At 63.4% G+C, this 23,127-nt stretch carries 23 protein-coding genes; 7 read left to right on the top strand and 16 right to left on the bottom strand.

Features of this window, described 5'->3' with window-relative positions:
• The first annotated feature begins 85 nt into the window (after positions 1 to 85).
• Both VFL62_RS06805 and VFL62_RS06800 read left to right on the top strand, forming a co-directional pair.
• On the top strand, positions 86 to 898 hold the full coding sequence (locus VFL62_RS06805; protein WP_325171606.1) for an MJ0042-type zinc finger domain-containing protein: 813 nt from the start codon (positions 86 to 88) through the stop codon (positions 896 to 898).
• 211 nt (positions 899 to 1,109) lie between these two features.
• Positions 1,110 to 1,484: a response regulator gene (locus VFL62_RS06800; protein ID WP_325171602.1), complete on the top strand. Its 375-nt coding sequence runs from the start codon at positions 1,110 to 1,112 to the stop codon at positions 1,482 to 1,484.
• A gap of 34 nt (positions 1,485 to 1,518) precedes the next feature.
• Here VFL62_RS06800 and VFL62_RS06795 read toward each other — a convergent pair whose 3' ends face one another.
• The 4 genes from VFL62_RS06795 to argH form a co-directional block, all read right to left on the bottom strand.
• Positions 1,519 to 4,089: a TIGR02302 family protein gene (locus VFL62_RS06795; RefSeq protein WP_325171601.1), complete on the bottom strand. Its 2,571-nt coding sequence runs from the start codon at positions 4,087 to 4,089 to the stop codon at positions 1,519 to 1,521.
• A 235-nt stretch (positions 4,090 to 4,324) separates the two neighbouring features.
• Positions 4,325 to 5,590: a diaminopimelate decarboxylase gene (lysA, locus tag VFL62_RS06790; RefSeq protein WP_325171600.1), complete on the bottom strand. Its 1,266-nt coding sequence runs from the start codon at positions 5,588 to 5,590 to the stop codon at positions 4,325 to 4,327.
• Positions 5,591 to 5,652: 62 nt separating this feature from the next.
• Positions 5,653 to 5,940, bottom strand: a complete 288-nt coding sequence (lptM, locus tag VFL62_RS06785) for an LPS translocon maturation chaperone LptM (RefSeq protein ID WP_325171599.1) — start codon at positions 5,938 to 5,940, stop codon at positions 5,653 to 5,655.
• 97 nt (positions 5,941 to 6,037) lie between these two features.
• Positions 6,038 to 7,429 carry an argininosuccinate lyase gene (gene argH / locus VFL62_RS06780; protein ID WP_325171598.1) on the bottom strand — a complete coding sequence of 464 codons (1,392 nt, stop codon included), beginning with the start codon at positions 7,427 to 7,429 and terminating at the stop codon, positions 6,038 to 6,040.
• Positions 7,430 to 7,518: 89 nt separating this feature from the next.
• On the opposite strand from argH, the gene tlpA reads away from it, so the two are divergent.
• On the top strand, positions 7,519 to 8,199 hold the full coding sequence (tlpA, locus tag VFL62_RS06775; protein WP_414644632.1) for a thiol:disulfide interchange protein TlpA: 681 nt from the start codon (positions 7,519 to 7,521) through the stop codon (positions 8,197 to 8,199).
• Between the two features lie 30 nt (positions 8,200 to 8,229).
• Here the strand turns inward: tlpA and VFL62_RS06770 are convergent, their stop codons facing one another.
• Genes VFL62_RS06770 through VFL62_RS06755 form a run of 4 tightly spaced genes read right to left on the bottom strand, consistent with a single transcriptional unit; the run spans position 8,230 to position 12,944 of the window.
• Positions 8,230 to 9,078 carry a fumarylacetoacetate hydrolase family protein gene (locus VFL62_RS06770; protein WP_325171597.1) on the bottom strand — a complete coding sequence of 283 codons (849 nt, stop codon included), beginning with the start codon at positions 9,076 to 9,078 and terminating at the stop codon, positions 8,230 to 8,232.
• 39 nt (positions 9,079 to 9,117) lie between these two features.
• Positions 9,118 to 10,431, bottom strand: a complete 1,314-nt coding sequence (locus VFL62_RS06765) for an MFS transporter (RefSeq protein WP_325171596.1) — start codon at positions 10,429 to 10,431, stop codon at positions 9,118 to 9,120.
• 22 nt (positions 10,432 to 10,453) lie between these two features.
• Positions 10,454 to 12,031: a bifunctional 3-(3-hydroxy-phenyl)propionate/3-hydroxycinnamic acid hydroxylase gene (locus tag VFL62_RS06760; protein ID WP_325171595.1), complete on the bottom strand. Its 1,578-nt coding sequence runs from the start codon at positions 12,029 to 12,031 to the stop codon at positions 10,454 to 10,456.
• A 19-nt stretch (positions 12,032 to 12,050) separates the two neighbouring features.
• Complete coding sequence (locus VFL62_RS06755; RefSeq protein WP_325171594.1) at positions 12,051 to 12,944, bottom strand: VOC family protein; 894 nt, start codon at positions 12,942 to 12,944, stop codon at positions 12,051 to 12,053.
• 124 nt (positions 12,945 to 13,068) lie between these two features.
• Between VFL62_RS06755 and VFL62_RS06750 the strand changes: the two genes are divergently transcribed.
• Positions 13,069 to 13,785, top strand: coding sequence for a GntR family transcriptional regulator (locus tag VFL62_RS06750; protein WP_325171593.1), 717 nt, complete (start codon positions 13,069 to 13,071; stop codon positions 13,783 to 13,785).
• Between the two features lie 53 nt (positions 13,786 to 13,838).
• Here the strand turns inward: VFL62_RS06750 and VFL62_RS06745 are convergent, their stop codons facing one another.
• The 6 genes from VFL62_RS06745 to VFL62_RS06720 all read right to left on the bottom strand — a co-directional run bounded on the left by VFL62_RS06745 (position 13,839) and on the right by VFL62_RS06720 (position 17,855).
• The gene (locus tag VFL62_RS06745; protein ID WP_325171592.1) at positions 13,839 to 14,030 is read right to left on the bottom strand and encodes a YjfB family protein; all 192 of its coding nucleotides are present in this window, start codon (positions 14,028 to 14,030) and stop codon (positions 13,839 to 13,841) included.
• 96 nt (positions 14,031 to 14,126) lie between these two features.
• The gene (locus VFL62_RS06740; protein WP_325171591.1) at positions 14,127 to 14,999 is read right to left on the bottom strand and encodes a 3-hydroxybutyryl-CoA dehydrogenase; all 873 of its coding nucleotides are present in this window, start codon (positions 14,997 to 14,999) and stop codon (positions 14,127 to 14,129) included.
• Positions 15,000 to 15,118: 119 nt separating this feature from the next.
• Positions 15,119 to 16,054, bottom strand: coding sequence for an electron transfer flavoprotein subunit alpha/FixB family protein (locus VFL62_RS06735; protein ID WP_325171590.1), 936 nt, complete (start codon positions 16,052 to 16,054; stop codon positions 15,119 to 15,121).
• Positions 16,055 to 16,804 (bottom strand): electron transfer flavoprotein subunit beta/FixA family protein, encoded by a 750-nt coding sequence (locus tag VFL62_RS06730; protein WP_325171589.1) that lies wholly within the window; start codon positions 16,802 to 16,804, stop codon positions 16,055 to 16,057.
• A gap of 169 nt (positions 16,805 to 16,973) precedes the next feature.
• On the bottom strand, positions 16,974 to 17,546 hold the full coding sequence (locus tag VFL62_RS06725; RefSeq protein ID WP_325171588.1) for a cob(I)yrinic acid a,c-diamide adenosyltransferase: 573 nt from the start codon (positions 17,544 to 17,546) through the stop codon (positions 16,974 to 16,976).
• 111 nt (positions 17,547 to 17,657) lie between these two features.
• Positions 17,658 to 17,855: a twin transmembrane helix small protein gene (locus tag VFL62_RS06720; protein WP_325171587.1), complete on the bottom strand. Its 198-nt coding sequence runs from the start codon at positions 17,853 to 17,855 to the stop codon at positions 17,658 to 17,660.
• A 146-nt stretch (positions 17,856 to 18,001) separates the two neighbouring features.
• On the opposite strand from VFL62_RS06720, the gene VFL62_RS06715 reads away from it, so the two are divergent.
• Positions 18,002 to 18,895 carry a YihY/virulence factor BrkB family protein gene (locus VFL62_RS06715; RefSeq protein WP_325171586.1) on the top strand — a complete coding sequence of 298 codons (894 nt, stop codon included), beginning with the start codon at positions 18,002 to 18,004 and terminating at the stop codon, positions 18,893 to 18,895.
• On the opposite strand, the gene VFL62_RS06710 is transcribed toward VFL62_RS06715, so the two are convergent.
• Both VFL62_RS06710 and gluQRS read right to left on the bottom strand, forming a co-directional pair.
• A complete protein-coding gene (locus VFL62_RS06710) occupies positions 18,822 to 20,069 on the bottom strand; it encodes an ATP-binding protein (RefSeq protein ID WP_414644631.1) in 1,248 nt (415 codons plus the stop codon). The genes VFL62_RS06715 and VFL62_RS06710 overlap by 74 nt on opposite strands.
• Before the next feature lie 152 nt (positions 20,070 to 20,221).
• Positions 20,222 to 21,094: a tRNA glutamyl-Q(34) synthetase GluQRS gene (gene gluQRS, locus VFL62_RS06705; RefSeq protein ID WP_325171584.1), complete on the bottom strand. Its 873-nt coding sequence runs from the start codon at positions 21,092 to 21,094 to the stop codon at positions 20,222 to 20,224.
• Between the two features lie 195 nt (positions 21,095 to 21,289).
• Between gluQRS and VFL62_RS06700 the strand changes: the two genes are divergently transcribed.
• Together VFL62_RS06700 and VFL62_RS06695 are read left to right on the top strand one after the other, a co-directional pair.
• Complete coding sequence (locus VFL62_RS06700) at positions 21,290 to 21,988, top strand: DNA-3-methyladenine glycosylase 2 family protein (RefSeq protein ID WP_325171583.1); 699 nt, start codon at positions 21,290 to 21,292, stop codon at positions 21,986 to 21,988.
• A 47-nt stretch (positions 21,989 to 22,035) separates the two neighbouring features.
• Entirely contained in the window at positions 22,036 to 23,127 is a 1,092-nt protein-coding gene (locus tag VFL62_RS06695; protein ID WP_325171582.1) for a DUF2855 family protein, read from the top strand.

Here is a 23,127-nt window from a genome sequence, read left to right as displayed (position 1 = left end):
AATTGGCTTCAGATTCGGGCATGAATTCCGAAAAAGCGAGGACAACCCGGCAGCCCCGGCGGGCGTCCTTGCGGAGAGCGGCTCCATGCAGATCATTTGCCCCTATTGCTCAACCTCCTATGGCATCAGTTCGGCAGCCCTCGGCGAAGCCGGCCGCACCGTGCGCTGCTCCCGCTGCAAGGAAGTCTGGCTCGCCCGGCCGGAAGATGCCGTCGAATTCGCCGGCCATGCGATGGCTGGGACAGGCGATGGCGACTACGACGAGAGTGCCGGATGGAACAGCCACGGACAGGACGCCGAAAGCGGAACCCCGCATGTCGACAGCCCCTCGATCGCCGGCGACTGGCAGACGGCGGCTCAGGATCAAAATCTGGACGGCTGGTCAACTGACGCCGGCGAGGAGTTCGACGGCTCGCAGCCCGGACGCTTGTCCTGGCTCAAGGCTGTCCGCCTGCCGCATATCAAGTCGCCGATCAGCCTCACCACGGCCTGCGCGGCAATGGGAGCGCTGGTGCTGGCGACCCTGGTCTGGCGCGCCGAACTGGTTCGCCTGCTGCCGCAGACGGCGGCGTTCTATAAATTGGTCGGCCTCGAGGTCAATCTGCGGGGGCTCAAGTTTAGGGACGTCAAGGTGTCCTCGGAAATGGTCGAGGGCAAACCGGTTCTGGTGATCGAGGGTTCGATCACCGGCGAATCGAACAAGCCCGTCGAGATTCCCCGGCTGCGGTTCAGCGTGCGGGATGCGCAAGGCGCCGAAATCTACGCCTGGAATGCGGTGCTCGAGCAATCGGTCCTGAAACCCGGCGAGCGGGCGCAATTCAAGTCGCGGCTTGCCGCACCGCCGCCGGAAGGCCGCAACATCGACGTGCGCTTCTTCAACAAGCGGGATCTCGGCTAGTGCGGTGAATTTGAAGTTCCTATCAGTTTCGCTGCGGGTTGGTCATAGGAACTTCAGATTCTAAACCGCACGAGAATCATTAGGTTGCTAGAGCTCCTTTGATCCCGAAGTTCGTAAACGTGGAGCCGCGATACCATACGAACTTCGGAATCGGAGCTCTAGGACCCGCTTTACGAAATTCGATACGCTTCTACAGCTTCAAGGGATCGTCATGTCACGGGTGTTGATCGTCGACGACGAGGAATCGATGCGCCTCCTGGTCGCGCGCGCCATCGCCATGGATGGCCACGAGATCACGACGGCGGCCGATGGCGCCGAGGCGCTCGACATCTTGAGCGGCCCCAGCCTTCCCTTCGATTTGCTGTTGACCGACATCCAGATGCCGGTGATGGACGGCATTGCGCTGGCGCTGACGGCAGCACGCGATTTTCCGCAACTCACCATTCTGCTGATGACCGGCTATGCCGAGCAGCGCGAGCGCGCTTCCGGCCTCAACGCCATCGCGCACGATGTCATCAGCAAGCCGTTTTCGGTAGCCGACATCCGCACCGCGGTTGCGGACGCACTGGCGGCAAAGAAAGCCTGACGGCAAGCCCCCCTGCTTTTGCAGGAGAGAGGCCTCAATAGTCCTTCAAGAGCCGCTCGAGATAGTCGAGCTCGATCTGCGGACGCTGCGGATCGGCGAGACGCCGGCGCAGCTCTTCGAGAATTCGCCGTACCCGCTGCACGTCGATCTCGCCGGGAATCTTCACCGTCAGATCGTCGCCGAAATCCTTGCCGTGCAAGGGCCGCCCCAATGGATCGCTCTGGTTGCCATCACCCTGCTGCCGGCCGGCACGGGCGCCGGGACCTGTACCCTGACCTTCGCCGTCCTGCTGCTGCAGAGCCTGCGCCAGGCCTTGTGCACCCTTGCGCAGGGCCTCCAGCGCCTTGCCTTGCGAATCCACGGCGCCGTCGGCGTTGCCCTCACCGAGCTTGCCGCTGGCATCACCCATCGCATTGTCGGCCGCGCCGAGGCCATCCTCGTCATCACCGGCATCGCCGTCCTGGCCCGGCTGCTGGCCCTGCTGACCTTGCTGGCCCTGCTGCCCCTTCTGGCCGCGCTGACCCGGTCCCATGCCGCGCTTGGCCAACTCTTCCTGCAATTTCTTCAGACGGTCACGCAGGCCCTGCTGATCCTGCTGCAGATCGCCCATCGCCTGATCGCCCTGTTTGCCGCGCTGGCGATCGCGCCGCGAATCCTGCCCCTGCTTGAACGTCTTGTCGCGCAATTGCTGCTGCTTGCGGATCATGTCGCCGAGTTCGTTCAGCGCCTGCTCCATATCGTCATCGCCGGACTGTCCGGGCTGGGCGAGTTGCAATCCTTCCAGCATCTGCTGTAGCTGGTCGAGCAACTGCCGCGCCGATTCCTTGTCGCCGGAGCGCGATAGCCGCTCCAAGCGGTCGATCATGTTATTGAGGTCCTGCTGGCGCATGACCCTGGCATTGGGATCGAGCGGCCGGGCCAGAGCCTGCGGATTATTGCGAAGCTGCTCGGCGAGCTGGCGCAGGAAGTTGTCGAGCGCCGCGCGCAGATCCTGGGTGAGCTTCTTGATCTCCTCATCGCTGGCGCCGCGCTCGAGCGCCTCCTTCAGCGCGTCCTGCGCTGCGCGAAGCGCCTTGTCGACATCGGTGATGTTGCCATCCTCGATCGTGACGGCAAGCGCCCACATGCTCGCGACAACGCCGCGCAAGGCATCATCGGAGTGCGCCGCTTCGAGTTCGCGCGTGACGCTGTGCAGGCCGAGATATTGGCCTGCCTGATCCGCCATGAACAGTTCCGGGGCGATCGACAGCGCCTCAAGTGCATCGATGACCTGCGGCCGTTGATCGGCATTGAGCGCGAGCGTGCGGCGCTGTTCGATCAGCGCGCGCGCCAGCGGCTTGGTAAACAGCCGCTCCGGCAGGCGCATATCGAACGGCTCGCTGCGGCCCTCGTTGCCGGCCTGGTCCTTGGCCGTAAGCGTGAGCGTGACGTCGGCGCCGGCATAGGGATCTTCGCTCAGATCCTTGACGGTCTGGCCGACACCGTTGCGGGTGCGGACGTTGGGCAGCACCAGCGAGAATTGTGGGGGCTCGTACAGCGGGTGCGCCTCGCTGCCATCGGCCGGCTTGGTGCGGGCGGCAAATACCGCGTGCGCTTCGGTGACGCCGTAATCGTCTTCGATCTTGTAGGACAGTTGCAACGAACCGCGCGCCTGCCGCTCGGGATCCTTGGCGAGCGCAATGGTCGGCGGGCGGTCCGCCAGCGCGGCAAAGCGCCATTGCGGCTGGCTCGACGGTGCGCGGACATGAGCCGTGCCGTCCCCTGCGATGGTGAAATGCTTTTCGCTGGTGCCCTTGGGCGCCTGCTCGGCCGGCGCGACCTCCGTGATGCCGCCGCCAACCACGACGTCGAGCGCGCCGCCGCTTGAGCGTACGATCAGCGTGCTGCCGGCCGGCACCGACAGCGGGCCCGATGGCGGAAGCGCGGCCTCCTTGTTGGCCGCCGACAGGATCACCGGCGGCCGCCCGGTATAAATCGGCGGCGTGACCCAGGCATCGACCCTGACATTGTCGGCGGCGAACACGCCGTTCCAGTCGAAAGCGGCAGCGACGCGAATCCTTCGCTCGTCACCGGCGGCGATATAGGTCGCCACCATCAGCACGACGATCAGCGCGCGCAGCGCCCAGGGGTCGTGAATGGCAAGCCGCGGCGACGGCAGCCCGGCCCGGATTCGCTTGATCGAAGCCAGCGTGCGCTCGCGCTGCGCCTGCCACAGCGCCTGCGCGACCGGATCTTGCGTCGTCAGCGTGTCGCTCAGCGTCGTCGCCGGCCGGTGGCGAATTCCGGTGCCGCGATCGAGCCGCGTCAGCGCATCCTGACGGCTTGGCCAGCGAAAACGAGCCAGCGGAAACAGCGCGGCAACCGCCAACAGCGCAAACAGACCCAAACCGACGGCGCGGGCGAGGAAAGGCAGCACCAGCCACAGACCGGCCCAGGACAGCACCAGGAACAGTCCGATGACGGTCATAAGCCGCGCCAGATGCGGCCAGCTTCGTTCCCAGGCGATGGCAAATCCGGCGCGCCGCAGCGCCTGCGCGAGCTTCAGCCGCGAAACGGCATCAGCGCTGCGTTCCGGCTCCGGCGAAACGGGGGTGGGTTCGCTCAATCATCTCTCCAGCTTGCCCGGCAACATAGACTCTAACACAACGGCAGCCGTGAGGCACCCACGCCGGCCGGGTATTCCCACACCCGGATTCATGCATAACACGAAGCCGTGACCGCTGCCGCCCGGCGGCCAAGCGTCAAATTTGGAACCAACCAAACCTGTCACGAACGTTGCGGCCAGAACGGCAAGGCCGAATGCGGTCGCAAGACCAAGCCGCCGCAGCTACAGCCAAGGCCTACAGCCAAGGCGCAGCGCGGTCCATCGCAATCAGCGCATCGACCTCGATGCGCGGGCGCACCACCGCATACTGGTCGTCCTTGACCAGCACTTCGGGCACCAGCGCACGAGTATTGTAGGTGCCGGACTGCACGGCGCCATAGGCGCCCGCGGTCATGATGGCGATAAGATCGCCGGCTTTCACGTCCGGCATGCTGCGGCCGAGCGCGAGATAATCGCCGCTTTCGCAGACCGGCCCGACCACGTCCGCGGTGATGGTGGGCGCGCCTTGCGGCGCCGCGCGCACCGGCAGGATGTCGTGATGCGCTTCGTACAAGGTCGGGCGAATCAGGTCGTTCATCGCGGCATCGATGATGACGAACTTCTTGGCTTCGCCCTGCTTCACATAGATCACGCGCGAGACCAGGATTCCGGCATTGCCGACGATGTTCCGGCCCGGCTCGAACAATAGCGTGCAGCCGAGATTGTGGGTCACGCGCTTGACCATCGCGGCATAGGCAGAAGGCAACGGCGGCGCTTCGCGATCCATATGATAAGGGATACCGAGACCGCCGCCAAAATCGACGTGCGAGATGGTATGGCCGTCGGCGCGCAGGCTCTGCACGAAATTGGCGAGCAAGCGAAAAGCCGCCTCGAGCGGCTCGAGATCGGTGATCTGGCTGCCGATATGCATGTCGACGCCGGTGACGCGAATGCCTGGCAGCTTGGCTGCGCGCGCATAGACGGCGCGGGCGTGGGTCAGCGGAATGCCGAATTTGTTCTCGGACTTGCCGGTCGAGATTTTCGCATGCGTGCCGGAATCGACGTCCGGATTGACGCGAACCGAAATCCGCGCGGTCTTGCCCTGCTCGCTTGCGAGGCGCGACAGCAGCTCCAACTCAGGCTCGGACTCGACGTTGACGCAGAGGATGTCGGCGGCCAGCGCCGCGCGCAATTCGGCCTCGGTTTTGCCGACGCCGGAAAACACGATCCGCTCGGGCGGAATCCCGGCGCTGAGCGCGCGCTTGAGTTCGCCGCCGGAGACCACGTCAGCACCGGCGCCAAGCTTGGCCAGCGTCCGCAGCACCGATTGATTGGAGTTCGCCTTCATGGCGTAGCAAATGAGCGCCTTCTCGCCGGCAAAGGCCTCGCTGAAGACGCGATAGTGACGTTCCAGTGTAGCCGTCGAATAGCAATAGAACGGCGTGCCCACCGCATCGGCGAGTTCCACCAGACTAACCGCCTCGGCGTGAAGCACGCCGTTGCGATAATCGAAGTGATTCATAATTGGTTTTCCGGTCAGTCTGAGAAAGCGGCGGCGGACATCGAATCCACCGAAACGCAAGCTTACTTGCTGTCGAGAAGCGGATCGAGCGCAAACGGCCGTTTCGGACCTTTGCCGGCGGCCGGCAACTGGTCGCTGCCATAGCTCGGATTGAACAGGTTGCCCTTGCTCGCCTCGGCGGTTGCGGTGGGATCGGGCTGCACCGCATTGGCGGTCGCGCCCGGCTGCGACGAGGCGGTCGGCGGCAGATCGAGCGGCCCCTTGCGGCCGCAACCGGAAAGCGCCAGCGCGCTCGCCCCCAACAGGATGAGGGCCCATCGTCGATAGGTTCGGCGGTCGTCGCGATTCACGTCAAAGTCCCCAATGCGGGCCGCACCATACAAAGATTGAACCACGATGGCGAGGCCTGCGAAGCGTTGAATTTCCGGCGAGAATCTTTCGCCAGCCCTACTTTCGCTCTTTTTCCAGCCGTTTGAGCCAGGCTTTGGCCTGCGCCGCCACGTTCTTCGGCGCGGTTCCGCCAAAGCTTGTCCGGCTTCTCACCGATGCCTCGACCGACAGCGCGGCGAGCGCGTCCTTGCTAATTCTCGGCTCGATCGCCTGCATCGCCTTCAACGGCAATTCATGCAGAGCAACCCCGTCGCTTGCCGCCTTCGCCACGATCCGTCCGGTGACGTGGTGGGCATCGCGGAACGGCATTTTCAGCGTTCGCACCAGCCAGTCGGCCAGATCGGTCGCGGTGGCATAGCCCTCGCCGGCAGCAAGCCTCATACGCGCCTCGTCGGGCACCATGTCGAGCACCATGCCGGTCATTGCCCGGACCGCCAGCGATAGCGCGCCGAACGCCTCCATCGCGCCCTGCTTGTCCTCCTGCATGTCCTTTTGATAGGCAAGCGGCAGGCCTTTCATCACGATCAACAGCGCATTCAGCGCGCCGATCACCCGACCGGTCTTGGCGCGCACGAGCTCTGCCGCATCGGGATTGCGCTTTTGCGGCATGATCGAGGAGCCGGTGGTGAACTTGTCGGAGAGCCGCACCAGTCCGACCAGCGGCGAAGTCCAGATCACGATTTCCTCGGCAAAGCGCGACAGATGCACGGCGCAGATCGCGGCTGCCGACAGCGTTTCGATGACGAAGTCGCGGTCGGACACGGCATCGAGCGAATTGGCCATCGGCCGCTCGAAGCCGAGCGCCTTGGCGGTTGCCATGCGGTCGATCGGAAACGAGGTGCCGGCAAGCGCGGCGGCACCGAGCGGCGATTCGTTGAGGCGCCGGCGCGCGTCCGCAAACCGGCCGCGATCGCGCGATGCCATCTCGACATAGGCCAGTAGATGATGACCGAAGGTGACGGGTTGCGCCGTTTGCAGATGGGTGAAGCCCGGCATCACAGTGGCGGCATGATCGAGCGCACGGCTCGCCAGCGCCTCTTGAAACAGTGCGAGTGCCCGGTCGGTCTCGTCGATCATATCGCGGACGAACAGGCGAAAATCGGTTGCCACCTGATCGTTGCGCGAACGCGCGGTATGCAGACGGCCTGCCGCAGGGCCGATCAGTTCGCCGAGCCTGCTCTCGACGTTCATATGAATATCTTCGAGCGCGCGCTTGAAATCGAATGATCCCTTGCCGATCTCTGACAAAATCGTGTCTAGACCCTTGGCGATGTTTTTTGCATCGTTTGCCGTGATGATGCCTTGGGCCGACAGCATGGCGGCATGGGCCTTGGACGCGGCGATGTCCTGGGCATAAAGGTGACGGTCGACGTCGATCGAGACGTTGATTTCCTCCATGATCGCGTCAGGACGCTCGGTGAACCGGCCGCCCCACATCTTGTTGCTCATGACCATCTGCTCGTATTCGCCGTTTTTTGTTGCGCCGGCCGCTGGGCCGGGCGTAACCGAAGCCTTCCAATAGCCGTATCTGAACCCGAATGACAAACGATATGCCCGAAAGCCCGCCACCTGCCCCGGCTGCCACGCGCCGCATCCCTTACGTGATCGGCGCGGTGGTGATCGGCGCCGCCATCGGATTTGGCGGGATATACGGGCTTGGTGGCCTCAAGCGCAACGCGGCGGGCGATTCTGCCTGCGCGGGCGCGGTTAACCTTGCCCACAAGATCTCTCCGCTCGCCCATGGCGAAGTCGCCGCGCTGACCATGGCGACCGCGCCGCTCAAGCTGCCCGATCTCGCGTTTGACGATGCCGACGGCAGGCCGAAGAAGCTGTCGGACTGGCGCGGCAAGACCGTGCTCGTGAACCTCTGGGCGACGTGGTGCGTGCCGTGCCGCAAGGAAATGCCGGCGCTGGACCGGCTACAGAGCAAACTCGGCGGCAAGGATTTCGAGGTGGTGGCGATCAATATCGACACCCGCGACCCCGAGAAGCCGAAGAACTTCCTCAGGGACGCCAAGCTTACTCAACTCGGCTACTTTAACGACGAAAAAGCCAAGGTCTTTCAGGATCTTAAAGCCATAGGCCGGGCGCTCGGCATGCCCACCTCGGTGCTGGTCGACGCGAACGGCTGCGAGATCGCAACCATCGCAGGCCCGGCCGAATGGGACAGCGATGACGCGGTCAAGCTGATCACGGCCGCCACCGCCACGGGCTCCTGAGGAGCCCGCGGCCGGCGCGACAGCGGTCTATTATTTCTCGTCCGCGATGGTGTTGCGGAGCAGGCCGATGCGGTCGATCTGGACCTCGACGACGTCGCCCGGCTTCATCCAGAGCGGCGGGGTACGGCGCGAGCCGACGCCGCCCGGCGTACCCGTGACGATCACGTCGCCGGGCTCGAGCCGGGTGAACTCCGAGCAATATTCGATCTGGCGCGGGATATCGAAGATCATCTCGGCAATTGTCGTGTCCTGAACCACTTCGCCGTTGAGACGCGTCTGCAGCCGCAGCGGGCCGAGGTCGCCGGCCTCATCCGGCGTCACCATCCAGGGTCCGAAAGCGCCGGTATTCGGAAAATTCTTGCCGGGCGTGAATTGATGGGTGTGGCGCTGGTAGTTGCGGACGCTGCCTTCGTTGTAGCAGGCGTAGCCGGCGATGTGGCTCCAGCTGTCTTTTTTCGAGATGTAGCGGCCGGGCTTGCCGATGATGAGCGCCAGTTCGCCTTCATAATCGAGATCGGTCGAAACCTTCGGGCGGATGATGTCGGTGAGATGCCCGGTCTGGCTGTTGGCGAAACGGCCGAACACCGTCGGGTTTTCCACCTCGGTGCGCCCGGTCTCCTTGCGATGGTTCTCGTAGTTGAGGCCGATGCAGAGGATCTTGTCGGGGTTCGGAATCACCGGCAGCCAGGCAATCGCGCTGAGCGGATGGCGCGCGGCCTTGCCCGCGGATTCGGCGGCCTCGGCCAGCGCAGCGGCGGCAATCGCGGATTTCAGATCCGGAAAACGGTCGCGCAAGACCGCGCCAAGATCGATGACGTCGTTGCCATCGACGAGGCCCCAGCTGGAGGCGCCATTGATCTTGAAACTTGCGAACTTCATGGGATGTCCTTGTGTGTTGAGGGATGAAGCTTGTTAGAACTAAGCGGCGCGCGTGGCTACCGGGGCAACCGAACCGAGCCGTGAAAAGCGCGCGATCGTGCGCTCGGGAAAAATGAGCGCGAAGGCCGCGACGGCGCCGATGATCAGAATGCCGGCGGTGAACGTCATGGCGTGGGCATAACCCAGTGCAACATCAGACCCAGCCTCGCCGACGATCCAGCCGGTGAGCGCATTGGATATCAACGCGGACGCCGCGTTGCCCGAATAGATGACGACGATCAGGCGCCCACGTTGCGCCGCCGGCGCGACCGCCCCGAGCGCGACGGGTCCGAAGATCGTGGTCAGGCTCGGCGCAGCGAACGCCAAGGCGATACACACGAGCTGCAGCACGCCACTCGTTACAAGCGTCAACAGCAATGCGCAGCCGGCGGTCAGCAGCGCCAGGGCGGCGGAATGGCCGAGGCAGGCGCGCAGGCTCCAACCGCGGCGTTGCATGAACTGCGTGATCCAGGAGCCGCCGAGCAAGAGCGGCGACTGAAACAGATAGATGCCGAAGATGATCCAGCCGACAGATGTCGGCTGGTAGCCGAGCCCGAGTTGGAGATAAGGGGGCAGCCAGGTCGCCGACATTCCGACGATCCAGTACGACATGGTCGACATGATGATGACACCAATCACGGTTGGATCGCCCCAGAGCAGCTTGGTGGGCACCATGGCTTCCGAAGACGGCGCATCCCGGTCCGGAGCGGCGGCGGCATAAGGCCCCTCACCCCCAATGAGCGCCCAGGCAAGCATCCAGGCGACGCCGAGCAGGCCGCAGACCAGGAAGCCGGTGCGCCAACCGTAATTGACAATGATGTAGGTGAGAAAAGGTCCGCCGGCCAACAGGCCCACGCTGATGCCCTGAAGCACGACCGCGCTCGGCACGCTGCGCTTGTCGGCAGCAAACCAGTTGTAGCAAGCGTGCAAAGCGGTCGGCAGACCCGGCCCCTCGCCGGCGCCGAGAACGATGCGGCAGATGATCAGCACCGCAACCGAGCTCGTGAAGAAGATCGGAATCTGCGTCGCCGACCAGATCCCCGCGAGAACTATCAAAATCCATTTCACCGGAAAGCGGCCGATCACGAACAGGCCGACCGCCATGCCCGAGAGCGAGAACAGCAGGAAGAAGCTGCTGCCGATCAGACCGAACTCCTTGGGTGAGAGCGACAGCTCCTTCATCATCGGAACCGCCGACAGACCGAACACCAGCTTGTCGAAGAAGTTCAGCGTCTGAAACAGAAACAGCATGATGAGCACCGCCCATGCCCGGCCTCGTGCTGCCGACCCGGCAGCCGTCTGTTGTGGCGTCATCGTCGGCTCCTCCTGCAATTCGTCACGAAATCACTTTCAAGCGTGAGGTCAGATCCGACATCATCGTGGACAGCGCCGGCATATCCGCCGCAACGCCGTAAACGTAGTGATCCGGACGAACGATCGCGGCCATGCATTCGTGCCGGCCAAACCAGCCCGCAACGATACCGTCCTCTTCCAGGACGGAATCCGCCGTCGCGCGACCGTCGACCGCGCCAATCCGGATCACGCGCAGGCCAGACCCACGCGCCTGATCTTCGATGGCGGGATCGGCCGCGAACGCGTGGCGCCCGTCGAGCACGACACGCCAGCCGGTGCCGCAGACCGCATCCAGCAATCGCCGGCCCGTTTCCGTTCGCACCCATGGCTGCGGAAACAAGCTGCCGTTGGCCGCATGTGGGACCGATGCCAGCAATCCGCTGCGCAGCGGCGGCACGATATCCTGGCGCGTGATGGTGCGCGGCTCGCCGTTGCCCTCGGCAAGGATGCGGGCGTCACGCGCTTCGGCGGCATGCGGATCGCGTTCGCAGATGACCTCACCGATTGCCTTGATTCGGCTGGTCAGCTCGCGGACATGGCCGCCGCGTTCCTCGCCATAGCTATCGAGCAGCTCCGCGCCGGACTGGCCCTGAAGCACGCGATCGAGCTTCCAGACCAGATTGGCGACGTCGCGAATGCCCTGGCACATGCCCTGTCCGATGAAAGGCGGTTGCTGATGCGCCGCATCGCCGGCGAGCAAGATGCGCCCGCGCCGCCACTCCGCCGCCACCAGCGCGTGGAAGCGGTAGCTCGCGGCGCGCCACAACGTGGCCTCGTCCGGCGTCAGCCATTTTCGAAGCAGGCGCCAGACCTGATCCGGCTGCTCCATGACGCGCGGGTCCTCGCCGGGCAGCAACATGATCTCGAATCGGCGATGCAGGCCGGGACCGACAATGAAAGTGGTCGGGCGCGCCGGATCGCAGAACTGGGCTGCAGTTTCCGGCAGTTTGCCAACCGCTGCGTCTGCGACTTGCAGATCGACCACCAGCCAGGGCTCATCGAACACAAGATCCTCGAAGGCGATCCCAAGCTGCTGCCGGACGCTGCTGGACGCGCCGTCGCAGGCGATGACATAATCGGCCGTCACGGTGCTGACCGCGCCGTCGTCGTCGCGCAGATGGATGGTCACGCCATCTTCCGTTTGAGAAAGACCAGTGAGTTCGGTGCCGAGCCTGACCGTCACGCCGGGATAGGACCGCGCATGCGCGCGCAACTCTGCCTCCACCGGTGGCTGCGTGAACACCATGCTCGGCGTATATCCCAGCGGATAGGGCTCGCCGACCATATCGATGCGCCGGATCAACTGGCCCTTGGCGCCGAAATGCTGCGAGGCGGGGAATGGCGCGAGATAGGGACGAACCCGTTCCGCCACACCGAGATTGTCCAACAGACGCAAAATCTCGTGGTCAATCGCGATCGCCCGCGGCTTGTCGTAGACGCTCCGCGCGCGATCGATCGCCAGGGTGCGGATACCGCGATCGCCGAGCAGGCTCGTTGCGACCGCGCCCGAGGGGCCGAACCCCACGACCAGGACTTGAAACTCGTTTGGTGTAGCTGCCATCGCGTCGATCGTTGGTGGCCTAGCCGGCGTAGGGAATGGCGAGCTGGGCCGCCTTGACATGATCCGCCTTGGGCGGCGCGATGCCCCATTGGTCGGTGCGCCCCGGAGGCCAGACCCATTCGCTCGGACCGCGGAATTTGTAGTCGTCGTCGACCTGCAAGACTTCGGCGGTGTATTCGATCACGAAACCATCGGGATCGATGAAGTAGGCAAATACGTTGTCGCCCGGACCATGACGGCCGACGCCCCAGGCGATCGGAAAACCGGCATCGATCATGCGCCCGGAACCGCGCATCACCGTCTCCAGGCTCGGCATCAGGAAAGCGACGTGATTGAGCCCGTTGACCTTGGCGTCCGCGATCACCACGGCATGATGGTCACTATTGCAACGGACGAAAGCCATCAGGCCGGTACGGTCGGTGAGATGGAAGCCCAGCGCGTTCTGGTAAAATTCAGCCGTGGCGTCGGCATCGACGCTGTTGAGATTGACATGGGCCAGCCGCTCCGGGCGATCGCCCGCCGGACGTTTGGGGACCTGCATGGCGTCGCCGTGGACGAAGCGCAGGAGCCCGCCCTGCGGCGCACGGACCGTCATGACGATCCCGCCGTCGGGCGCGTCGTTCGCCGCCGGCGGAGCGATGACCTGCCCTCCATGGGCGGCCACATTCGCCGCCACAGCCGCCAGGTTGTCGACGGCGGCGACCCGGAATGTCACCGCGCGCAATTCCGGCCGCGCGTTCGGATGCAGGGCAAGGACGTGGTGATCGGTGCCGTCGGCGCGCAGATAGACCACGCCGTTGCGACGCGCGACCACCTCGAGCCCCCAAACTCCGACGTAGAACCGCTCGGACCGGCCAACGTCCGGCGTGCCTAAATCGACGCTGCGCAGGGCCGAGACCGGAAACCGGGCCATTTTCGTCCATCCCCTGGATCTTCGAAGCCGCTTTATATTGTATAAAAATTCAAATTCAACCAAAATTTATATATTATTTTTGAGCAGCAGGAAATATATACGTCGTTGCCCCGGAGAAACCTGCGTGGACACGACATTGCTGAATGAGCCGGTCAACGGCCCCTCAACCCAGGCCAGCCACGTCTATGACCGGCTGCGCGAGGACCTGCTTTCGGGACGGCTTGCTCCCTCACGCAAGCTGCAGATGCGCTTCTTGATCGAAACCTACGGAACCGGACAGACCCCGCTGCGTGAGGCGCTGAACCGCCTGACCTCCGACGGGCTGGTCGAGGTGCACGAGCAGCGTGGCTTCTATGTCAGAAACATCAGCCGCGCCGAACTGGCAGAACTCACCAAGACACGTTGCTGGGTGGAAGGCTTGGCGTTGCGCGAATCCATGGCGGCCGCGACGCCAGAATGGGAGGAGCAGCTTCTGCTGGCGCAACATCGCCTCAGCCGCACGCCGCGCTCGCTGAAAGAAACTGAGTTCGAGGACAATCCCGAATGGGAGCGGCTGCATCGCATCTATCACCGCACGCTGATCGGCAACTGCGGATCGCAATCGCTGATCGCTTTCTGCGGGCAGCTTGCGGACCAACTCTATCGTTACCGGCGGCTTTCGATACGCAAGGCGTTTCCCTCACGGCATGTCGGCGACGAGCATCAGGCCATCGCCAATGCCGTCATGAGCGGTGATACGGAAGAAGCGGTAAGACTTCTGACCAGGCACTACCAGACCACGGCAGAGGTGATCTTGCAGGATGAGGGAATATTCCCGGAACTGCGCCAGGCGAAAGCCTGATCAGGGGCGGCGACGCGGAGATGAATAAAATCGAAGCTGTCGAATGAGAGGCGTTACGCCGAAACGTTGAGACTGCCGCCGATGCCGGGGCCGACATTGGCGAGCGAAGGCGAACCACCGAGCAGCGTCAGGACCGAGTTTTTTTCGGCATCGAGGTTCGATTTCAGCACGGACGTTGCGATCTGCTGCTGGGTATTGCCCGCCTGCATCGAGATCAAACTGAGGGCCAAACTTGCCACGTCCATGCGCTTCACTCCCGTCGCCGGTAACCCTATCCGGCGGGAGTTAACAAATGCTGGAGATGGATCCGCGAATTGACGCGGAAATAAATGAACCGGACGCTAGCGCGTCGGGATCGGCTTTTCGCCGCGATAGTCGTAGAAACCGCGCTGGGTTTTGCGCCCCAGCCAGCCCGCCTCGACGTATTTCACGAGCAGCGGGCACGGCCGGTACTTGGAGTCGGCGAGCCCCTCATGCAGCACCTGCATGATCGACAGACAGGTATCGAGGCCGATGAAATCGGCGAGCTCAAGCGGGCCCATCGGGTGGTGAGCGCCAAGCTTCATCGCAGCGTCGATCGCCTCGACATTTCCGACGCCTTCATAGAGCGTGTAGATCGCCTCGTTGATCATCGGCAACAGGATACGGTTGACGATGAAGGCCGGAAAATCTTCCGAGACCGCGACCTGCTTGCCAAGCTTGGTGACGAATTCCTTAGCGGCGTCGAAGGTGGCGTCATCGGTGGCGATGCCGCGGATCAGCTCGACCAGCTCCATCAGCGGCACCGGATTCATGAAGTGAATGCCAATGAAGCGCTCAGGCCGATCGGTTGAAGCAGCGAGCCGCGTGATCGAAATTGACGAGGTGTTGGAGGCGACGATCGCTTCGGGCTTCAACAGCGCGCAGACATCGTGAAAGATCTTGCGCTTGACGTCTTCCTTCTCGACTGCGGTCTCGATCACCAGATCGCAGTCGGCAAGACCGTCCATGGTATCGGCGAGCACGATCCGGTCGAGCGCCTGCTTGCGGGCATCCTCCGTAATGGCCTTCTTGACGACCTGTCGCGACAGGTTGCCGTTGATGGTGGCCATACCCGACTTCAGGCGATCGGCAGAGACATCGTTCATGACCACGTCGAAGCCGGCCAATGCCGAGACGTGGGCAATGCCATTGCCCATCTGGCCCGAACCGATCACGCCGATTTTCTTTATCATGACCGCTATCCCGCCATCTCAACTCTTAATCTAATACCGCTTTGTCGATCTAAAGTTAAACAGACTTGCCGCCTGCGGCATAGGAGCTCCAGATCGGCAGTACCAGCCGCTTCCTGTCCCTACTTGCCGATCGTCTCGGTCAACTCGGGAACCACCTGATACAGATCCGCAACCAGGCCATAGTCGGCAACCTGGAAGATCGGTGCATCCTCGTCCTTGTTGATCGCCACGATGACCTTGGAATCCTTCATGCCGGCGAGATGCTGGATCGCACCGGAAATTCCGATCGCGACGTAAAGCTCGGGCGCCACCACCTTGCCGGTCTGACCGACCTGCCAGTCGTTGGGCGCATAACCGGCATCGACCGCCGCGCGTGAAGCACCGACGGCAGCACCAAGCTTGTCGGCCAGCGGCTCGATATATTTGGCGAAATTCTCGCGGCTTTGCATTGCCCGTCCGCCTGAAACAACGATCTTGGCCGAGGTCAGTTCGGGCCGATCGCTCTTGGCAACCTCCTCGCCGACAAAGCTGGAAAGACCGGGATCGGCCGCGGCCGCAGCATTCTCGACCGCCGCGCTGCCGCCCTCGCCCGTCGCCGCAAAGGTCGAGGTTCGCACCGTGATGACCTTCTTGGCATCCTTCGACTTGACAGTCTGGATGGCGTTGCCGGCGTAGATCGGCCGTTCGAACGTGTCCGGCGAGATCACCTTGGTGATCTCCGACACCTGCATCACGTCGAGCAGCGCGGCCAGGCGCGGCATCACGTTCTTGTAGCGCGACGTCGCCGGCGCGACGAACGCGTCGTAGTTTCCTGCCAACGAAACGATCAGCGCGGCCAGCGGCTCGGCCAGATCATGCGCGTAAGACGCATTGTCGGCGAGCAGGACTTTCTTGACGCCGGAAAGCTTGGCGGCTGCGTCCGCAGCGGCCTTGGCGTTTTCGCCCGCGACCAGCACATGAACGTCGCCGCCGAGCGCGGCGGCTGCGGTCAGCGCCTTGTTGGTAGCGTCCTTGATCGATGCGTTGTCGTGTTCGGCAATCAGAAGCGTGGTCATTTACAGAACTCCCGCTTCGGTCTTGAGCTTCGACACGAGTTCGGCGACGTCCTTGACCTTGACGCCGCCCTTGCGGCCCGGCGGTTCGGACGTCTTGAGGATTTCAAGGCGCGGCGTGAGATCGACACCATAATCCGCGGCGCCCTTCTCGGCGATCGGCTTCTTCTTGGCCTTCATGATGTTCGGCAGACTTGCATAACGCGGCTCGTTCAGCCGCAGATCGGTGGTAACGATGGCCGGCCCCTTGAGTTTCACCGTCTGCAACCCACCGTCAACCTCGCGCGTCACTTTGAAATCGGCGCCGTCGACTTCGACCTTGGAGGCAAAGGTCGCCTGCGACCACCCAAGCAAAGCGGCCAGCATCTGTCCGGTTTGGTTGCTGTCGTCGTCGATCGCCTGTTTGCCGAGAATCACGAGCCCGGGCTTTTCCTCGTCGGCCACCGCCTTGAGGATCTTCGCCACCGCCAACGGTTCGACAGTGCCTTCAGCCTTGACGAGGATGCCCCGGTCCGCGCCCATAGCCAGGCCGGTTCGGATGGTTTCGGCCGCCTGCGCCGGTCCGATCGAGACCACAACCACTTCGGTTGCCTTGCCGGCCTCTTTCAGGCGCAGGGCTTCCTCGACGGCGATTTCGTCGAATGGATTCATCGACATCTTGACGTTAGCCAGCTCAACGCCGGTTCCATCGCTTTTGACGCGAACCTTGACGTTGTAATCGACCACCCGCTTGACCGGTACCAGGACCTTCATCGACCTTCTTTCGTAAGTAACACGACCGCTAATTGGCTAGGCCGCGGAACCTAAAGCGCCCGCCCACCCCGGTCAACGCCGGTGGAGTGGATTTGCCATTCGCCAGCGGTCTGGCGGCGAGATGCGAATGTTAAAGCCGGCGCCTGGGACCCAAAATTGCCCCTTCGCGTCAGCGATTCTGGCCGGGGACCCACAGCACGTCCCCGGCGCCATTTCCATTGGCCGTGCGGCTCGCGATAAACAGAAAATCCGACAGCCGGTTCATGTAATGGATCGCGGCTTCGCCGACGGGTTCGTCCGGCCGGGCTGCCAGTTCCACGATGATCCGTTCCGCTCTGCGACACACGGTGCGCGCCAGATGCAGGTGGGCTGCGGCCGGCGTACCGCCGGGCAGCACGAACGAATTCAACGGTTGCAGGTCGGCATTCAGCCGGTCGATATCACGCTCGAGCCGTTCGACCTGGCTGGAAAGCACGCGCAGGCGTTCCGCCTTGCCTTCGCGCTGGGGCACCGCGAGGTCGGCCCCGAGATCGAACAGGTCGTTTTGCGCCCGCCCGAGCATCGCATCGAGCTCCGGCATCGTCGCAAGATGAAGCCGCGCGATGCCGATCACGGCGTTGGTCTCGTCCACGGTTCCATAGGCGGCGATCCGCAGATCGTATTTCGGACGCCGCTCGCCGCTGCCAAGCGCGGTGGTGCCGTCATCGCCGGTGCGCGTATAGATGCGGTTGAGGACGACCATCGCTAGAGCTCCGCAATTAACCGATGATAGTGCTGCTTTCGAATTTGACGTTCCTATCGTGGACCAACGGCGAACTGACAGAAACTTCAAACTCGCCGGTCTCGTTCGGCCTCAGCGATGACCCATCGCCCATACCGTGACCATGATGACGACGATCGCGATGAACTGAAGCAACACCCGTAGTCGCATCAACTTCTGCGAGGTGTTCGGCGATCCGCCACGCATCATATTGATGAGACCGAACAGCAGCACCAACGCAACCGCGCCGACCGCGAGAGGGACAATAAACGTACCGAGGAACGAAGCCATCTGTTTTACTTAGCACCGCAACCGACGCTCCGCCATCGCCCGTGTGCACAGCTTAAGTCCAATCGATACCGACTTCCCACCCCCACACTGGCTTTTGCTAGGATAATATTGGAATGTAGCTCCGTCTTGGTAGGCCAGAGGCAGCCGTGCGGCAGATTCGCTACATCTTTCATGTCTGCATCGACGCGTTCTACACGTTTCTGGCCGACGACGGCTGGGCGATCGCCAGCCACATCGCGCTCTCGACCTTGATGGCGCTGTTTCCTTTTCTCATCGTCCTGACTTCGCTGGCCGGCTTTTTCGGCTCCAAGGAACTGGCCGATCAGGCCGCCGGGCTGCTGCTTCAGGTCTGGCCCAAGCAGGTTGCCGACACCCTGTCGGGCGAAATCCACGATGTGCTGACCACCACGCGAGGCGACATCCTGACCATCGGCGCCGTGCTTGCGGTCTACTTTGCATCCAACGGCGTCGAGGCGCTTCGCGTCGCGCTCAACCGCGCCTATGCCGTGATCGAGCCGCGGCGATGGTATTGGCTGCGGCTGGAATCGATCGGATATACGCTGCTCGCCGCTTTCACGTCGCTGGCGATGGCCTTCCTGATCGTACTCGGGCCGCTGATTTTGGAAGCCGCGCGGCGGCACATTCCGCTGATCGTCGAGAGCAACGAGAATCTGCTCAACCTTGCACGTTACAGCGTCACGGTTCTGGCGCTGGTCGTGGCGCTGTTCGTGCTGCACGCCTGGCTGCCGGCCGGCCGCAGGAGTTTCCTGCAGATCCTTCCGGGCATAGTCTTCACCGTTATCGCCTCGATCATATCGGGCACCGTGTTCGGGCAATATCTGGCGCGCTTCGCCAATAACTACGTGACGATGTATGCCGGTCTCGCTTCGGTTGTCATCGCGCTGGTGTTTCTCTATTTCCTGGCCGCAATCTTCGTCTATGGCGGCGAACTCAATGCAGCGATCATCAAGTCGCGTCTGCCGCGCGGCGTGACGCTTCAAGCAGCGCAATCGCTAGCGTCCTCGGGGACACAGGCTTGACCAAAAAGGCGTCGGCGCCGGCCGCGCGCGCAGCCGCCTCGTCCTCGCCTCGGCCGGATACGCCGATGATCGCGGTGGCGCCGAACGGCGGACCCAGCGCACGAATCCGCCGGATCGCCTCGACGCCGTCGATGCCGGGAAGCACCATGTCCATCAAGATCGCATCGAAGCTGCCCTGCGTGATGCGCTCCACCGCATCTTCGCCGCGGCCGACGAATTCGGCCTGATGGCCGAGTTCGGTCAGGACGGCATTGAGCACCACGCGGCCGAACGGATTGTCCTCGACACTGAGCACGCGAAGGCCCCGCGCGTGGTCCTGCGGCGGAAGATCACTTGGACCGGAACCGTCGGGCGAGGCCGCGGCGGGGTCGAGCCGCACCGTCAGCGTGAACGTGGTCCCGCCGCCGCGACGCGGCGTCACGACGATGTCTCCGCCCATGGCGCGGGCGAGTTGTTTCACCGATGACAGTCCGAGCCCGGCGCCGCCAAAGCGCGCGGCGATCTTCACATTGGCCTGCGAGAACGGCCGGAATAACCGCTTGATCTCCTCCAGTGTCAACCCGATGCCGCTGTCGGACACCGCAAAGGCGACGCCGATCTTGCCCTTCAGGCTGCCGGTTGGCCGCACGGTCAGCGCGACGCTGCCGCGCTCCGTGAATTTGGTGGCGTTGTCGATCAGATTTTCCAGTGCAGCTCTCAGGCGGACGGGGTCCCCGGTCACGAAGCTCGGCAGGTCGTCCGAAATCTCGACCCGTGACTGCAAGCCTTTCGCCGTGGCTCGGCCGGCGAGCGAGTCGCCGACGCTCTGGGCAAGCGTCCGCAGATCGAAGAAGTCCTGCCGTACGCCGAAACCGGAACGCCCGCTTCTGGCGGCATCGACGAACAAGGTGGCGAGGCTGGCCAGATGTTCCGCACCGGCCTTGATGGTATCGACCCAGCGCCGCTCCCGCTCATCGAGATCGGAGGTCGCCAGGAGGTCGCTGATCGCCAGAATGCCGGTCAGCGGCGTTCGCACCTCATGGGCAAAGGTCGCGAGGGCCGTCTCCACGATGCCGGGAGCCGCCGGCTTGCGAACCGACTTGGCGGTTCGCTTGCCGACCCTCTTAACAAGCCTCTTGGCAGCTTTACGCGGCTTGCCTGCCGCAACACCTGCCTTGCGTTTTTTTTGCTGCATTTTGTTCGGCCGTCGCCGATTGCGCCTTGGGCGCGAACTCAACGCCATGATTCCCCCGATCCTGGCCGGCCCACCATGGCATGGCGGAGTGGACGGAGTCACGCCGAGCGCAATTCATCCAGCGCAGAATGTTGGCAATATCCGCAGGCTTCTCAGGCGAGCCCGACCCGGCGGCGAATCTCGGCCGGGTCAATGCCGGCCGCCCTGAGTTCGCGAAGCCCGGTGGCATCCGTCGATTTCGACAGCTTTTGACCGCTCGCATCGCGAATAAGGCGATGGTGCCGGTAGACCGGCTGCGGCAGGTGGAGGAGTTCCTGCAGCAACCGATGGACGCTCGTCGACCAGAACAGGTCCTGGCCCCGTACCACCTCGCTGACGCCTTGCAGCGCGTCGTCGATCACGACCGCGAGGTGGTAGCTGGTCGGTGTTTCCTTGCGCGCGATGATAACGTCACCCCAGGCCGCCGGCTCAGCCGCGACCGCCCCGGTCTCGCCCTCCGGGCCCTCGCCGCGCTCGGTCCAACCGATCGAACCGACGCGCGCGCACGCCGCCGCCATGTCAAGCCGCAGCGAGTAGCGCACGCCCGCATCAATCATTTGTTGCGCTTTCTCGGCTGCGAATGACCTCGACGTGCCGGGGTAAAGTGGCACACCATCAGGATCGCGCGGCCATCCATGAGGGACCTTCTGCTCAGCGATTAATTTCGCGATGTCGAGACGGCTCTCAAACGCCGGATAGATCAGCCCCAGGCCTTCGAGCTTCTCCAGCGCGGCACGATATTCCGAAAGATGCTCGGACTGGCGGCGGACCGGCCGCTCCCAGGAAAGGCCGAGCCAATTGAGGTCTTCCTCGATCGCGGCTTCGAACTCGGGGCGGCAGCGCGTAGGATCAATGTCCTCGACGCGCAGCAGGAAGCGGCCGCCGGATTGTCGCGCCAGGTCGAAATTCAGCATCGCCGAAAAGGCGTGGCCGAGATGCAGATAGCCGTTCGGCGAGGGCGCGAACCGGAAAACGGGTGGCGGCATCAGACAGACCCCGTCATGCCCGGACTTGTCCGGGGCATCCGCGCCTTGCAAAAGGCGGGCCTGGAAAATTTGCCGAGCTAGTCATGAAGTGAGGCCATCGACGTCTCGCATGTTTCATATCTACAGTCTCGTTCCACCAAGACAAGAAGACGTGGATGGCCGGGACAAGCCCGGCCGTGACAAAGAACGGCAGCAATGACCCTTCATCTCAACAGCCAGGCCGATCTCGAACAGGCTATCCACGCGCTTCTGAAGCTCGATCCGCGCCTTCAGCCGGTCTTTGCGGTTGCCGGCATGCCTGCGCTGCGACGGCGCGAGCCCGGATTTGTCGGTCTTGCGCATATCGTCTGCGGCCAGCAGCTCTCGACTGCGAGCGCAGCGGCGATCTGGGCGCGGCTTTCCGCCGCTTTCGATCCGTTCGATCACGAGGCCGTGCGCCGGGCCCGCGCCGATCGTCTCGGCCGGCTCGGCCTGTCGGCGGCGAAAATCAAGACGCTGAAAAATCTCGCTCGCGAGATCGGAGCCGAACGCCTCAACCTCGATGTGCTCGCCGAAGAGGACGCCGATGCCGCGCATCACACGCTGGTCTCGCTGCACGGCATCGGTCCGTGGACGGCCGATGTCTACCTGTTGTTTTGCCTCGGCCACGGCGATGCCTGGCCTGCCGGCGATCTCGCCGTGCAGGAAGCCGTGAAGTTGGGCCTCGGATTAAAGACGCGGCCGACGGCCAAGGAAATGATTCCGCTCGCGGAACCCTGGCGGCCGATGCGCGGCGCCGCAGCGCATTTGTGGTGGTCGTACTACCGGGCGATCAAGAAGCGCGAGGGCGTGATCGGTGACGCCAGGAAACCGAACGCCGTTTCAAACAATGTCCCTGTTGCCAAACGTTCATAGCTGACTGCAAAGATCGCGGGCGATACGTCGAACGGAGGTCGCCGCCCATGAACGCCACCGACTTCATCGTTGCTCGCCACGATCTTCAGCAATGCAGGTTCATCAAGACGCGGCTGCCGGACCCAAGCGCTCTTGCCGAGGGAGCGCTGCTGGTCAAGGTCGCGCGCTTCGCCTTCACGGCCAACAACATCACTTACGCCACGCTCGGCGATCAGCTGAAATATTGGCAGCTGTTCCCGGCGCCGGAAGGTTTCGGCAACGTCCCGGTATGGGGATTTGGCGAGGTGGTCGTATCCAGCCATCCGGCGGTCGCGCCCGGCGAGCGGCTGTTCGGCTACTTCCCGATGTCGTCCCATCTCGTGATCGACGCGACCGATGTGACCAAACGCGGGCTGCGCGATGCGGCGCCGCATCGGCAAGGCGTCGCGCCGGTCTATAACGCGTACGCGCGAGTGACCGGCAACAAGGACTTCGAAGGCCTCGACGGCGATCACCAGGCGCTGCTGCGGCCACTATTCATGCTGTCGTTTTTGGTCGATGACTTTCTCCGCGAGCATCAATTTTTCGGCGCGCGGCGCGTGATCCTCTCCAGCGCCTCCAGCAAGACGGCGTTTGGTCTCGCGCATCTTCTGCATTCCAGCACTGAGCCGATACATGTGATCGGGTTGACGTCAGCCGGAAATGCCGAGTTCGTCCGCTCTCTCGGCTATTATCATGAGACCGTGCTCTACGATGATGTCGAGTCGCTGCCAAAAGACGTAACGGTCGCCTTCGTCGACATGGCCGGCAACAGTGGCTTGCGGGTGCGGTTACATCATCACTTCCGCGACGCCATGAAATATTCGGGCCAGATCGGACTGACGCATCGGAGCTTTTCACCCGATGAGCCGGAGCTTCCGGGCGCAAGGCCCGCCTGGTTCTTCGCTCCCGATCAGATTCGAAAGCGCGCCAAGGAATGGGGACCGGGCGGCATCGATCAGCGCTTTGGCGCCGCCTGGTCGGCTTTTGCGCCCGAGCTACCGCAACGGCTCACCGTGATCGAAAGCCGCGGGCCGGCGGCCGTCAAGCAGGTCTATCAGGACACGCTGCGCGGCCGCATTCCTCCGGCGCAGGGCCACATTCTTTCGATCGAGCCCTGA

This window comes from Bradyrhizobium sp., assembly GCF_035701725.1.
In the GTDB taxonomy this organism is placed as follows: domain Bacteria; phylum Pseudomonadota; class Alphaproteobacteria; order Rhizobiales; family Xanthobacteraceae; genus Bradyrhizobium.
Note: the sequence above shows the minus strand (reverse complement) of the source record. Positions and strands in the feature narration are given on the sequence as shown.

Bases quoted from the DNA above. Each gene is read 5' to 3' on its own strand.
- VFL62_RS06805 (WP_325171606.1), top strand. From the start codon at position 86: ATGCAGATCATTTGCCCCTATTGCTCAACCTCCTATGGCATCAGTTCG.
- VFL62_RS06800 (WP_325171602.1), top strand. From the start codon at position 1,110: ATGTCACGGGTGTTGATCGTCGACGACGAGGAATCGATGCGCCTCCTG.
- lysA (WP_325171600.1), bottom strand. From the start codon at position 5,590: ATGAATCACTTCGATTATCGCAACGGCGTGCTTCACGCCGAGGCGGTT.
- argH (WP_325171598.1), bottom strand. From the start codon at position 7,429: ATGAGCAACAAGATGTGGGGCGGCCGGTTCACCGAGCGTCCTGACGCG.
- tlpA (WP_414644632.1), top strand. From the start codon at position 7,519: ATGACAAACGATATGCCCGAAAGCCCGCCACCTGCCCCGGCTGCCACG.
- VFL62_RS06770 (WP_325171597.1), bottom strand. From the start codon at position 9,078: ATGAAGTTCGCAAGTTTCAAGATCAATGGCGCCTCCAGCTGGGGCCTC.
- VFL62_RS06765 (WP_325171596.1), bottom strand. From the start codon at position 10,431: ATGACGCCACAACAGACGGCTGCCGGGTCGGCAGCACGAGGCCGGGCA.
- VFL62_RS06760 (WP_325171595.1), bottom strand. From the start codon at position 12,031: ATGGCAGCTACACCAAACGAGTTTCAAGTCCTGGTCGTGGGGTTCGGC.
- VFL62_RS06755 (WP_325171594.1), bottom strand. From the start codon at position 12,944: ATGGCCCGGTTTCCGGTCTCGGCCCTGCGCAGCGTCGATTTAGGCACG.
- VFL62_RS06745 (WP_325171592.1), bottom strand. From the start codon at position 14,030: ATGGACGTGGCAAGTTTGGCCCTCAGTTTGATCTCGATGCAGGCGGGC.
- VFL62_RS06740 (WP_325171591.1), bottom strand. From the start codon at position 14,999: ATGATAAAGAAAATCGGCGTGATCGGTTCGGGCCAGATGGGCAATGGC.
- VFL62_RS06735 (WP_325171590.1), bottom strand. From the start codon at position 16,054: ATGACCACGCTTCTGATTGCCGAACACGACAACGCATCGATCAAGGAC.
- VFL62_RS06730 (WP_325171589.1), bottom strand. From the start codon at position 16,804: ATGAAGGTCCTGGTACCGGTCAAGCGGGTGGTCGATTACAACGTCAAG.
- VFL62_RS06725 (WP_325171588.1), bottom strand. From the start codon at position 17,546: ATGGTCGTCCTCAACCGCATCTATACGCGCACCGGCGATGACGGCACC.
- VFL62_RS06720 (WP_325171587.1), bottom strand. From the start codon at position 17,855: ATGGCTTCGTTCCTCGGTACGTTTATTGTCCCTCTCGCGGTCGGCGCG.
- VFL62_RS06710 (WP_414644631.1), bottom strand. From the start codon at position 20,069: ATGCAGCAAAAAAAACGCAAGGCAGGTGTTGCGGCAGGCAAGCCGCGT.
- gluQRS (WP_325171584.1), bottom strand. From the start codon at position 21,094: ATGCCGCCACCCGTTTTCCGGTTCGCGCCCTCGCCGAACGGCTATCTG.
- VFL62_RS06700 (WP_325171583.1), top strand. From the start codon at position 21,290: ATGACCCTTCATCTCAACAGCCAGGCCGATCTCGAACAGGCTATCCAC.
- VFL62_RS06695 (WP_325171582.1), top strand. From the start codon at position 22,036: ATGAACGCCACCGACTTCATCGTTGCTCGCCACGATCTTCAGCAATGC.